Genomic DNA, 14,014 nt, shown 5'->3' with positions numbered 1-14,014 from the left:
GGGGCCGCGGTGGTCGAGGACCCCGCGGCCGCATCGCTCGCTAGCTTTGGGAATTCGGTTTGGTCTTGAGCTTGCCCAGCAGCTTGTCCAGGGATTTCTGGTTCAGCGCCTTGGCCAGCGGGAAGTCCGATGGCATCAGCGCACCGGCCTGGGGATCGAGGCAGTGCTCGACCAACACCTGCAAACGTTCCAGCAGGCGAGCGGGCAACTGGCGGTCGATGGCTGGCGTGACGCTGTGCCACTCGACGCGCAATACGCCTTCCTCCAGCCAGGCCACCACTTCCCGGCCATGGGTCACCCGGTTGGCGGGAGCCACGTCCGGTGGCGGAGTCAGGCTGCTGGGGCGCAACCAGCCCTCGGGCGTCTGCTCATGGCCCAGGTAGTTGAACAGTACATCGCCGCTGCTGGCCGGCAATTGACCCCGCTGGCGCAGCAGCCCGTAACCCAGGCCCTGGCCCGGCACGGCGCGCAAGGCTTCCTTGGCGTTACGCACCTGGTCGCCCGGGGCGCCGCTGGCATTGACCCGCAATGGGTACAGCGTGGTGAACCAGCCGACGGTACGGCTCACGTCCAGGCCGTCGAATGGCGCATCCCGACCATGGCGCTCCAGGTCCACCACGATGTCGCTGCGGCTTTCCACCTCGGCCAGGGTCGCGGCGAGGGCGGCGATCAACAGTTCTTCCGGTTGCGTGCGGTAGGCCGCGTGGGCCTCGGTCAGCCATTGATGGGTACGAGTGGCATCCCAGCGGGCTGACAGGGTCTGCCGTTCGGCCACGGTGGCCACAGGCGCCGGGTTCGCTCCCGGCTGGGTGCTCCAGTAGCGCTGTTCGGCGCTGACCTTGATGGCATGGGCCTGCAAACGCTCCGCCCATTGACGGTAGGACGTGGTCTTGGCCGGCAACGTCGGGTTTTCGCCGCGTTCCAGGGCCGGGTACAGGTGCTGGAAGTCTTCCAGCAACGGCGTCCAGGAGACCGCGTCCACCACCAGGTGATGGGCCACCAGGTACAGGCGTTGCGGTGCGCCTTCCAGCAGTGCGGCGGCAAACAGCGGACCGTCCTGCAGGTCGAGGCTGCGGGCCACGTCCAGCAGCTGTTCGGGATGTTCGCAGCAGGTCAGTCGTGCAGGTGCCACGGGCGCGATGCGCGCTTGCCATTGTCCCTCGACCTGGGCGAAACGCAGGCGCAGGGCGTCATGGTGGGCCACCAGTCGGTCCAGGGTGGCCTGTACCACGGCCGCGTCGAGACGTCGCTCGCTGTCGGCCAGCACCGACTGGTTCCAATGGCCGGCCTCGGGCTGCTGTTGATCGAAGAACCACTGGTGCAGCGGCATCAGCGGCATCGTACCGGTCACATCACCCTGTTCGGCCTGGCTCAGCAGGGCCGTGGTCACCTGGGCCAGCGCCGCCGGGGTCGGCGAGCGGAACAGGTCCCTCGGGGTGAGGGCATAACCCTGCTCGCGCAGGCGGGAGATCAGTTTCAGGCCAAGGATCGAGTCACCGCCCAGGGCGAAGAAGCTGTCCGAGGTGCCGACCTGCTGTCCACCGGTCAGGGTTTCGCCGAGCAGTTCGCCGAACAGTTGGCAAAGCAGGCGCTCCAGGTCATTGCGCGGTGCCGCGTAGTCTTTCTGGGTCTGCGGCAAGGGCAGCGCCGCCAGGGCCTTGCGGTCTATCTTGCCGTTGCTGTTCAACGGCAAGGCCGGTACTTCGACCCATACCGAAGGCACCATGTACGCCGGCAACTGGGCCGCCAACAGGTTGTCCAGTTCCGATTGCACGGCGCTGCCGCTGTAGAACGCCACCAGGCGGTTGTCGATGACCAGGGTGCAGGCAGCGGTGATCGCCGGCAGGTCCAGCAGGGCCGCATCGATTTCCCCCAGCTCGATGCGCTGGCCCCGCAGCTTGACCTGATGGTCGAGACGTCCCAGGTATTCGATGTTGCCATCGGCCAGGAAACGGCAGCGGTCGCCGGTGCGGTACAGGCGGTCGCCGGCCACGAACGGGCTGGCGAGGAAGCGTTCTTCGGTCAGGTCCGGGCGTTTCAGATAGCCACGGGCCACGCCGACGCCGCCGATGTACAGCTCGCCGATGCTGCCGATGGGCAATGGCTGCATGGCTTCGTCGAGGATGTACAGGCGCAGGTTGGCGATGGGCTTGCCGATCGGCACGATTGTGTCGTCCGCCGAGCAACGCCAGACCGAGACGTCGATGGCCGCTTCGGTGGGGCCATACAGGTTGACCAGGGCTGCCGGGTGCTGGCCCATGAAACGCCGCACCAGGTCCACTGGCAAGGCTTCGCCGCTGGCGAACACCTGGCGCAGGCTGTGGCAATTCACCAGGCTCGGTTCCTCGACGAACGCCCGCAGCATGGACGGCACGAAGTGTAACGTGGTGACCTGTTCCTGCTGGATCAACTGGCTGAGGTAAGCCGGGTCACGGTGGCCGTCCGGACGGGCCACCACCAGGGTGGCGCCGGTGATCAGCGGCCAGAAGAACTCCCACACCGACACGTCGAAGCTGTACGGGGTCTTCTGCAGGACCCGGTCGTTCGGGCCGATCGGGAAGGCGTCCTGCATCCAGTACAGGCGGTTCATCAAGGCGCCGTGTTCGTTCATCACGCCTTTTGGCTGGCCGGTGGAACCGGAGGTGTAGAGCACGTAGGCCAGGTCATTGGCGGCGACGCTGATGGGTTCGAACGCCGGGGCCTGGGGCAGAGCGTCGAGGGTCCAGGCCAGGTGCCCGGCCGGCAGGCGCTCCAGCCACTGCGCCTGGGTCAGGGTGACCTTGGCATCGGCGTCCTGGATCAGGAAGGCCAGGCGCGCGGCCGGCAATTGCGGGTCCAGCGGCAGCCACGCGGCGCCGGCATGGACGATGCCGAGCAAGGCCACGACCATTTCCACCGAGCGCTCCATGCACACCGGCACGATGTGCTCGGCGCCGATGCCGACGGCGCGCAGGGCGCGGGCGACGGCCTGGGCGCGCTGGTCCAGTTCGGCATAGCTCAGGCGTTGGCCTTCGAACACCAGCGCCGAGGCGTTGGGGCTCAGGGCTGCCTGCTGGCTCAGGGCCGTGTGCAGGTTGGTCGGGCCGCTGTAGTGGCGGTCGGTGGCGTTCCACTGGTCCAGTCGTGGCTGGTCCTGCTGCTGCGGGAACAGCTCGATCAACGTGCGCTGCGGCGTCGCCACCAAGGCATCGAGCAGAGCGCACCACTGTGCGCTCCAGCGCTGCATTGTCGTTTCGTCGAACAACGCCGCCTGGTACTCCAGTGACAGGGTCATGTCACTGCCGTCGTCCTGGACTTCCCAGCTTTGCTCGAACTTGGCATCGACCACTGGCAGGGTCTGCTCTTGCACCTCCAGCCCCGGCCATTGACGGCTGTCCACGCGACCGTAGTTGAGAGAGAACAGTACCTGGAACAGCGGCGTGCGGTTCAGGTCACGATGCTGGGCAACGGTGCTGACCAGGGTGGCGAAAGGCAGGTCGGCGTGGGCCTGGGCCGCACGCAGGTCGGCTTCGAGGCTGGTCAGCAAGCGTTCGGCCGGCGCACGCTGCTCGACGTCGCTACGGATTACCAGGGTGTTGACCAGACAGGCCAGCAGCGCCTGGGATTGCGCCTGGTCACGCTGGTCCGCCGGCGTGCCGAGGCGAATCTCGCGTTGCCCGCTGTAGCGCGCCAGCAGCGCACTCAAGGCGGTGGCCAGGACCACATAGGTGGTGGTGCCCCGTTGACGGGCGAATCGGCGGATGGCTTCGGCCCGTTCGGCACCGAGGCTGACGATTACCTGCCGGGCACGACGGTCGACTTCGGCGCCGCGCGGATGATCGATGGGCAGGTCCAGTTGATAATTGTCCTGGCCCAGATGGTTTTTCCAGTATTCCAGGCTGCTGTTACGCCGTGCCTGGGTGTCCGGGTGCTGCTGCCATAGGGCGAAGTCGACGTAATCGATCTCCAGCGGTGCCCAGGCGGGGGCCTGTCCGTTCAGCCCGGCGGCATAGGCCTGGGTCAGCTCGTCGATGAGCAATTGCATGGCCCAGCCATCGGTGGCGCTGTGATGCAGGCAGACCAGCAGACGGTGCTCGTCGCTGTCCTGGCGCTGCAACAGGTGCGCGCGCCATGGCGCGGCGGCAGCCAGGTCGAACGGTGCCATCAGTTCGTCCTGGGCCTTGGCGCAAGCCCAAGTCCAGTCCTGGGTCGGCACCGAGGTGACCGCGAGTGCCGGACCCTGCGGGTCGATCAGCAACTGTGGCTCCCCCTGGACCTCGACGATCCGGCTGCGCAGCACCAGGTGGCGCTGGCTGACCTGCTCGAATGCCGCGCGCAGGGCCTGGACCTGCAGTTCGCCGCGCAAGGTCAGAGCGAATGGCATGTGGTATTCGCGGGACTCCGGCACCAGTCGGCTGAGCATCCAGAACCGGCGTTGGGCCAGGCCCAGGGGCAGTTGCGCCGGGCGCGGTTGTACGCTGATCGATTCATCGGGCAGAGCCGCCCGCAAGTGCCTGGCCAGGGCCGCCACCGTCGGCTGGGCGAACACCAGCGGCAAGGGCAGGGACACCCCCAGGCGTTCACGGACCCGGCTGACCAGACGGGTGGCCAGCAAGGAGTGGCCGCCGAGTTGGAAAAAGTGGTCCTCGATACCGACGACAGAGCAGTCCAGCACCTCGCTGAACAGTTCGCAGAGCACGGTTTCAGTGGCATTGCGCGGCGCGGTGCGCGGCTGGTCGCTCTGGCTTTGCGGCAGCGGCGTGGCAGCCAGGGCCTTGCGGTCCAGCTTGCCGTTGCTGTTGAGCGGCAGGCGGTCGAGCTGCACGAAAAGACTCGGCTGCATGTGCGAAGGCAGGCGTTCGCCCAGGGTGGCACGCAGGGTGGCTTCGTCAGCCTCACCGCACCAGAAGCTCACCAGGCGCTGGTCCAGCAACAAGGTCGCGGCGTCGCGAACGCCCGCTTGCGCCAGCAGTCCGGCGTCGATTTCCCCCAGCTCGATGCGTTGGCCCCGCAGCTTGACCTGGTGGTCGAGACGTCCCAGGTATTCGATGTTTCCATCGGCCAGGAAACGGCAGCGGTCGCCGGTGCGGTACAGGCGGTCGCCGGCCACGAACGGGCTGGCGAGGAAGCGTTCTTCGGTCAGGTCCGGGCGTTTCAGATAGCCACGGGCCACGCCGACGCCGCCGATGTACAGCTCGCCGATGCTGCCGATGGGCAATGGCTGCATGGCTTCGTCGAGGATGTACAGGCGCAGGTTGGCGATGGGCTTGCCGATCGGCACGATTGTGTCGTCCGCCGAGCAACGCCAGACCGAGACGTCGATGGCCGCTTCGGTGGGGCCATATAGGTTGACCAGGGCGGCCGGGTGTTGGCCCATGAAGCGCCGCACCAGGTCCACTGGCAAGGCTTCGCCGCTGGCGAACACCTGGCGCAGGCTGTGGCAATTCACCAGGCTCGGTTCCTCGACGAACGCCCGCAGCATGGACGGCACGAAGTGCAACGTGGTGACCTGTTCCTGCTGGATCAACTGGCTGAGGTAGGCCGGGTCACGGTGGCCGTCCGGACGGGCCACCACCAGGGTGGCGCCGGTGATCAGCGGCCAGAAGAACTCCCATACCGACACGTCGAAGCTGTACGGGGTCTTCTGCAGGACCCGGTCGTTCGGGCCGATCGGGAAGGCGTCCTGCATCCAGTACAGGCGGTTCATCAAGGCGCCGTGTTCGTTCATCACGCCTTTTGGCTGGCCGGTGGAACCGGAGGTGTAGAGCACGTAGGCCAGGTCATTGGCGGCGACGCTGATGGGTTCGAACGCCGGGGCCTGGGGCAGGGCGTCGAGGGTCCAGGCCAGGTGCCCGGCCGGCAGGCGCTCCAGCCACTGCGCCTGGGTCAGGGTGACCTTGGCATCGGCGTCCTGGATCAGGAAGGCCAGGCGCGCGACCGGTAATTGCGGGTCCAGCGGCAGCCACGCGGCGCCGGCATGGACGATGCCGAGCAAGGCCACGACCATTTCCACCGAGCGTTCCATGCACACCGGCACGATGTGCTCGGCGCCGATACCGGCGGCGCGCAGGGCGCGGGCGACGGCCTGGGCACGCTGGTCCAGTTCGGCATAGCTCAGGCGTTGGCCTTCGAACACCAGCGCCGGGGCGTTGGGGCTCAGGGCTGCCTGCTGGCTCAGGGCCGTGTGCAGGTTGGTCGGGCCACTGTAGTGGCGGTCAGTGGCGTTCCATTCGACCAACTGGCGTTGGCGCTCGGCTGCCGCCATCGGCGTCCATTCCCCGAGACGGGTCTGTGGCGCGTCGAGCATGGCTTCCAGCAGTTGCTGCCATTGCGTCAACCAACGCCGGGCGGTGGTTTCGCTGAACAATGCGGCACGGTATTCCAGCAACACCGACAGCACTTCGCCGTCGTGCACTTCCCAGTTCAGGTCGTACTTGGTGGCCTGGGCGGTCACCGCTCGTTCGCTGACGTGCAGTCGCGGCCAGTGCCGGCCGCAGGCATCGGCGTTCTGCATGGCGAAGAGCACCTGGAACAGTGGCGTCTGGCCGAGGCTGCGGGAAGGCTTGAGGTGGTCCACGACCTGCTCGAACGGCACGTCCTGGTGCTGCTGGGCGTCCAGTACGCGGTTGCGCACCTGGCTCAGCAAGCCTTCGAAATCCAGGCTCGGATCGAGATCGGCGCGCATGACCACGGTGTTGACGAAGCAACCGATCAAAGGCTGCAGCTCGGCGAACGGCCGCTGGGCCACCGGACTGCCGACCCGCACATCGCGCTGGTTGGCGTAGCGGCCCAGCAGCAGTTGTGCCGCACTCAGCATCAGCATGTACAGGGTGGCGCCGCGTTGCTGGGCGAATAGCCGCAGACGCGCTACCAGCGCTGGTGGCAGTTGCAGTTGGACGGCACCGGCGGCCGGCGCGAGGTGGTCGGGACGACCTTGCTCGGTGGGCAGGTCCAGCAGGTAATCGCCATCCTCCAATTGGTTGCGCCAGTATTCCAGTTGCTGGCTGAACAGGCGCTGCTGGGCGGGTTCGCGTTGCCAGAGGGCATAGTCCGGGTATTGCAGGGCCAGCTCTGGCAGTACTGTCGCGGTGCCCTGGCATTGGGCGGCGTAGAAGCGACCCAGCTCATCCAGCAGGTTCTGGCTGGACGCATCGTCGGTTGCGCAATGATGCACGGTGAGCAACAACAGCGACTGGTCACCGCCACTGCGCTGTATCAAGGTGGCGCGCACGGGGATTTCGCGGGCCAGATCGAACGGACGTCCGGTTGCTTGGCGCAGGGCATCGTCGGTCAACTGCTGCCAGGCGGCGTCGCAGGCAGCTTCCAGCACCGTTGCCTGCAGCGGGACGTCGACCTGCCCATCGACCACCAGCATCAGCTCGCCGTCGGTGTCGCGCACGATGCGGCTGCGCAGGATCTCGTGACGTTGGATCACGTTGTTCAAGGCTACCTGCAGGGCCTGGGTATCGAGTTCGCCGTCCAGCTGCACCGCGCTGACCACGTTGTATTCACCGCCACCGACGCTCAGTTGTTCGAGGAACCACAGGCGCTGCTGCTCGAACGACAACGGCAAGCGCGCCGGGCGTGGCGCCGGGACGAAGGCCGTCGCCGCTTGCAGGGGATCGCCCAGCAAGGCGGCCAGGGCTTGGAGGGTCGGGTGTTCGAAAACGGCCCGCAGCGGCGGTACCGTGGCGAACTGTTGGCGCAGGCGGGCGAACAGTGTCGCCGCCAGCAGCGAGTGGCCGCCAAGGTAGAAAAAGTGGCTGTCGCGACCGATCTGCGCCGCCGGCACCTTCAGCAGTTCGGACCACAGGGCCGCCAGTTGCCGCTCGGCACCGCCGCGTGGCGGATCCAGCGCGTCCGGCGCGGCCTGGATGTCCGGCGCCGGCAACGCCTTGCGGTTGAGCTTGCCGTTGTCGGTCAACGGCAGTTCATCGAGCACCACGAAGGCCGAGGGCACCATGTAGTCGGGCAGGGCTGCGCCAATGGCCTTGCGCCAGGCATCGATATCGGCCTGCTGTTCGCAAGTGACGTAGGCCACCAGGCGCTTGTCGCCGGGCACGTCTTCGCGAGCCAGCACCACGGCCTGGCGCACGCCTGGTTGCGCACCGAGCAGGGTTTCGATTTCCCCCAGTTCGACGCGGAAGCCACGGATCTTCACCTGATGGTCCATGCGTCCGAGGTATTCGAGCTGGCCATCGGGCAACCAGCGCACCAGGTCGCCGGATTTGTACATCCGCGCACCGGACAGGGACGAGAACGGGTCTTCGATGAAGACCTTGGCGGTCTGCTCGGCGCGGTTGAGGTAACCCAGGGTCACGCCGGCACCGCCGATGTGCAGCTCCCCCGGGACGCCCACCGGCATCGGGTTGAGGAAGGCATCGAGCACGTAGGTGCGCACGTTGGCGATAGGGCGGCCGATGATCGGGCGCTGGGGGAAGTCGTCCACCGCGCAACCGGTGGCGTCCACCGTGCATTCGGTGGGGCCGTAGGTGTTGAAGAAGCGGCTGCCGGCAATCGCTGGCAGGCGTTGCCACAGCTGGGTGTCCACGGCATCGCCACCGAACAGCACGAAGCGGGGCAGGTACACCTCGCCACGTCGCACGCCTTCGCTTTCCAGCAAGGCCTTGAGCTGTGCCGGGGTGCACTCGAAGGCCTCCAGGCGGGTCTCGCGAAAGAACTGCGCCAGCGCCTCGGGGTCGTAGCGCACGTCTTCCGGCGTCAGGTACAGGCTATGGCCGTCGAGCAGCAGGATCAGCTCGGCCACCGAACTGTCGAAGGCGAAGGAGTAGTTGAAACTGGTACGCATCGGCTGGTCGGTGTAGCGCCGGTACAGGCCATGGATACGTGCCCAGGCCAGGTTGACCACCGAGGCCTGGGTAACCAGGGTGCCCTTGGGCTTACCGGTCGAGCCGGAGGTGTACATGATGTAGGCCAGGTCTTGCGGGCCGGAAAGCGGCGCCGGGTTGCTGTCCGGCTGGTGAGCGAACAAGGCCGCGTCGCTGTCCAGATGAACGCGTGGCAGCCCGGCCCCCAGTTGTTCCAGCAGCCCGTGCTGACCGAGGAGCAACGTCGGCTGCGCGTCTTCGAGCATGTAGGCCAGGCGGTCCGCCGGGTAGCTCGGATCCAGCGGCACATAGGCGCCCCCGGACTTGAGGATGCCCAGCAGGCCGATCAGCAGTTCCAGGGAGCGCTCGACACACAGCGCCACCGGGCTGTTGGCGCCCACGCCACGCCCGCGCAGGTAGTGCGCCACCTGGTTGGCCCGGCGGTTCAGTTCGCCATAACTCAGGCTGCGTCCTGCGAAGGTCAGTGCGTCACGCTCCGGAGTTCGCTCGGCCTGTTGTTCGAACAGTTGGGCGAAGGTCAGGTGGCGCGGCACCTCCATTTCGGTGCGGTTCCACTCGACCACGGTGCGCTGCCATTCGTCCGCCATCAGCAACGGCAACGCTGCCACCGGACGTTGCGGTTCGGCGAGCATCCGCTCCAGCAGATGCTCCAGGCGGGCCAGGGTCTGGCGGGCGCTGTCGGCCACGAACAGGTCCAGGGCGAACATCAGTTCCAGCTGGATCGGTGCATCGGCCGGACACAGCACATGCAGGTCCAGGTCGCATTCGGAGTGGCGCAGCGGGGTGTCCAGAGCCTCGAATGCCAGCCTGGGGAAGCGCAGGCGCGATTCCATGGCCAGTTGCTGGGCGACCATTACCTGGTACAGCGGTGCATGGCTGAGGCTGCGGGGCAGTTGCAGGCTGTCCACCAGCTGTTCGAAAGGCAGGTCCTGGTGCCGCAGGCCGTGGCGCAGCCGCTCGGCCACCTGTTGGACCAGGGCGGTGAAGTCCGCTTGTGGCTCGAAGTCGGCGCGGATCGCCAGGTTGTTCAGCAAAATACCCAGCAGGCCTTCGGTGCCCGGCTGTTCACGATGGGTCACCGGGGTGCCGACCAGCACCGTGGCGTCGCCGCTCAAGCGGTGCATCAGTACGGCGAAGCTAGCGAACAGAACGGTGAATGGCGTGGTGCCGAGGCGACTGGCAAAGGCCTGAACTCGCTTGCTGAGGTCGGCGCTGAGTTCGCGCTGGACGATCCCGGCGCGGTAGCTCTGCACCGATGGCCGCGGATGGTCGGTGGGCAGCGCCAGCAGTGGGCTGCCTTCGCTGTCGCGGCGATCCAGGGCGGCGGTCCAGTAGTCCAGTTGGCGCTTGAGTTCGGCGCCCTGCAAATGCTCCCGCTGCCAGAGGGCGAAGTCGGCGTATTGCACCGGCAGCGCCGGCAGCTCGGCGGCGGCACCGTTGCAGCGGGCTTCGTAGCCCAGGGCCAGCTCGCGCAGGGCGATGGTGGCCGACCAGGCGTCGGAGACCATGTGGTGCAGGGCGATGCCCAGCACATATTCATCCGGCGCCAGGCGCAGCAAGCGGGCGCGCAGCAACGGCGGGCAGGCCAGGTCGAAAGGCTGTTCGAAGGTCTCTTGCAGGGCATTGAATTGCGCACCCGCCCGAGCGGTGGCGGTCAGGCCCGACAGGTCCTCGAAGGGCAACGCGATGTCCAGGGTTGCGCTGATGCGCTGGCATGGCACGCCGTCGACGCTGTGGATGCCGGTGCGCAGGATTTCGTGGCGCGCCAGCAGGTCGTTCAGGCTGGCGTGCAGCGCCTGGACATCGAGTTCACCCTTAAGGTGCAGGGCGAACGGGATGTTGAACAGGGTAGTGCCCGGTGTCAGTTGCTCGATGAACCACAGCCGTTGCTGCGAGAACGACAACGGCAGCAACGCCGGACGCGGCTGGGCCTTGGGGGCACTGATGGGCGCGGCTTGCGGTTCGGCGGCCTGGGCCTGGCGGGTGGCGATGGCCACGGCCAGCAGGGCCACGGTGGGATGCTCGAACAGCACACGCAACGGCAGGTCGAGTTTGAAATGGGTACGCAGGCGAGCCACGATCTGGGTCGCCAGCAACGAATGCCCGCCAAGGGTGAAGAAGTTGTCTTCCACCCCCACGGTGTCGCGACCCAGCACCTCGGCCCAGATCTTCGCCACGCTGCTTTCCAGGTCGTTGCGCGGGGCGATGCTTTGCCGGGTGTCGCCCTGCCAGTCCAGTTCCCGTGCGGCGAGGGCCTTGCGATCGACCTTGCCGTTATTGTTCAGGGGCAGTTTGTCCAGGCAGACGAACGCGGCCGGCACCATGTACGGTGGCAGCTGCGCTCGCAGGTGTTCACTCAGGCCGTCGCTGCCCCGGGCCTGGTCATGGGCCGACCAGTACGCCACCAGCCAGGCTTCGCCGACGGTATTTTCCCGCAGCAGGACCGCGGCCTCGCGCACGTTTTCATGCTGCGCCAGACGGTGTTCGATTTCGGTCAGTTCGATGCGGTGCCCACGCAGCTTTACCTGCTGGTCACGGCGGCCGAGGTATTCGATCACGCCATCTGCACGCCAGCGTCCCAGGTCACCGGTGCGATACAGGCGTCCTTCGAGTTGCGGATGGTCGATGAACGCCTGCGCGGTGCGCTGTGGATCGTGCAGGTAGCCACGGCCGACGCCGACGCCGCCGACACAGATTTCCCCGGCCACGCCAACCGGCACCGGGCGCAGGTAATCATCGAGCACATACAGGCGGTTGTTGGCCGTCGGACGGCCGATGGGCATGTGGCTGACCTCGGCCGCCGGTGCTTCGAAAATGGCCTGGAACGCCACGTCATCGGCGCATTCGGCCGGCCCGTAGGCGTTCATCAAGGCAATGTCGGGAAAGCGCGCGAACCAGTCCCGGGCCACGGTCGGTGGCAGGGCTTCGCCAGTGGGCAACACCCAGCGCAGCTCGGGCAATTGCAGGTCGCACGGGCACAGGGCGAGCAGGGTGCGCATCAGGCTCGGAACGATCTCCAGCACGCTCAGGCGCTCCTCGGCCAGGACCTGCAGCAGGCGCTGCGGGTCGTGGGCGACTTCGTCCGCAAGGATATGCACGGTAGCGCCGAGCACTGGCGCGGCGAGGAACTGCCACACCGAGATGTCGAAGGCCACCGAGGCGGTCTGGGGAATCCGGTCGTCGGCGCCAAGCCCCAGGGCCGGCACTTTGCCGAAGATATTATTGAGCATGCCCCGTTGCTCGATCATCACGCCCTTGGGCGTACCGGTCGAGCCCGAGGTGAACAGCACGTAGGCCAGGCTGTCCGGGCCGGCGAGGGCCGGCAAGGGCGCGTCGTTGCCGGATGCCCAGCAGGCTTGGGCGAACAGGGCTTCGGGGGCCTGGTCGAGGCCGCTGAGCAATTGATCGAGCAGGCCGCTGCAACCTTCGCTGGCGATCAGGAACGGGGCACGGGACAGGCCAAGGATTTCCCGCAGGCGCTCCGGCGGATGATTGACTTCCAATGGCAGCATCGCCGCGCCGGCCTTGAACACCGCCAGCATCATGGTCAACAACGCCAGGCCCCGAGGGGCCAGCAGCGCCACCAGGTCACCCTCGCTGGCGCCGGCGGCGCGCAGGGCATGGGCCAGGCGGGTGGAAAGCCGGTCCAGCTCGGCGTAGGTCAGGGATTCACCGGCGCAGACCGCGGCCACCTGCCCACCTCGCTGGGCGACCTGGGCGGCGAACAGTTGCGCGTAGCTTTGATCCAGGGGGAACTCATGGGGATTGACCGCCCATTCGCCCAGCAGTCGCTGGCGCTCTTGTGGGGCGAGCAGTTCGAAGCTGCCTAGGGGCGCGTCGGGCGCGGCCAGCATGCTGTGCACCAGGCTGGCGATGTGACCCAACAGGCGCTGCACGGTAGCGGCATCGAAGCGCTCACGGTCATAGGACACCCGGATACCCAGCTGTTCACCGGGCAGGATCACCACGGTCAGGCCGTAGTGGGTGTGCACGCTGTGGTCCATGCCTTCGAGGCTGAACTGGAAGCCCCCTTCGAGGATCTGCTCGTCGATGGGTGCGTTCTCGAACACCAGGATGCTGTCGAACAGGGTTTCGCCGCGAGGGAAATCGCTCCAGCCCTGGATGTCGGTCAGCGGTGTGTGCTCGAAGTCGCGCATGTCGACATTGAGCCCCTGCAAGGCTTGCAGCCAATTGCCGAGGGCAGCGTCCGGGTCCACTGAAACCCGCAGGGGCAAGGTATTGATGAACAGGCCGATCATTTCAGCCACACCGGTCAGGTCGGCGGGCCGACCGGCCACGGTGACGCCGAACACCACGTCCCGTTGCCCGCTGTAGCGCGACAGCAGCAACGACCAGACCCCTTGGAAGAACGTGTTCGCAGTGATGCGACGCTGGCGGCAGAAAGTGGCCAGCGCCTGGGTTTGCTGTTCGTCCAGGTGGATCAATTGATCGTCCACCAGCACCGCATCGGTGTAGCGGTCGCGGCTCACGCCATTGTCCACGGTCAGCGGCGTGGGCGCACTGAGACCTTGCAGCTGGCCGCGCCAGAACTGCTCGGCCTTGCCGGCATCCTGGCGCTGCAGCCATTGGATGTAGTCGCGAAAAGGCCGCGGGCTTTTGAGTTCCGGCGTGCGGTCGTTGCACAGCGCTTCATAGACCTTGAGGAAGTCCACGGTCACCAGGGAAATGCACCAGGCATCCATCAGGATGTGGTGGAAGCTGCGAATGAACTCGTAGGACTCGTCGGCCAGGCGCACCAGGCGGAAGCGGATCAGCGGTGGCTTCGACAGGTTGAAGCCGACTTTCTGTTCGTCCTCCAGCAGTGTGCGGATCCGCGCTTCCTGCTCGTGGGGCGCCAGGCCGCGCAGGTCGAGGGTGTCCAACGGCACCTTGACCTCCCGGTGGATCACCTGCACCGGTTGCTTCTGGCTTTTCCATTGGAAGCTGGCACGCAGGGACGGGTGCAGCGCTACCACCCGACGCCAGGATTCGAGAAACGCCACTTCGTCGATGGCCCCGCCGATGCGGTAGCGATCCTGCATCAGGTAGACGCCGGAGTCTTCATGCAGCAAGGAGTGAAACAGCATCCCCTGTTGCAACGGCGACAGTGGGTAGATGTCTTCGATCGGATTGCTGGTGGTTTTTTCGGTGGTCATTGAAAGCGTCCTGCGTAAAAAGGGGCGACG

The 14,014-nt window shown here is 66.6% G+C and carries 1 protein-coding gene; it reads right to left on the bottom strand.

What is annotated here, in order from left to right:
* Positions 1 to 40: 40 nt before the first annotated feature.
* Positions 41 to 13,984 carry a non-ribosomal peptide synthase/polyketide synthase gene (locus AC1M7R_RS25825; protein ID WP_490610110.1) on the bottom strand — a complete coding sequence of 4,648 codons (13,944 nt, stop codon included), beginning with the start codon at positions 13,982 to 13,984 and terminating at the stop codon, positions 41 to 43.
* Positions 13,985 to 14,014: the final 30 nt, after the last annotated feature.

This window comes from Pseudomonas sp. MS01C9 (genome assembly GCF_058202755.1).
This window is presented reverse-complemented; position numbering and strand designations above follow the sequence as displayed.

Bases quoted from the DNA above. Each gene is read 5' to 3' on its own strand.
- AC1M7R_RS25825 (WP_490610110.1), bottom strand. From the start codon at position 13,984: ATGACCACCGAAAAAACCACCAGCAATCCGATCGAAGACATCTACCCA.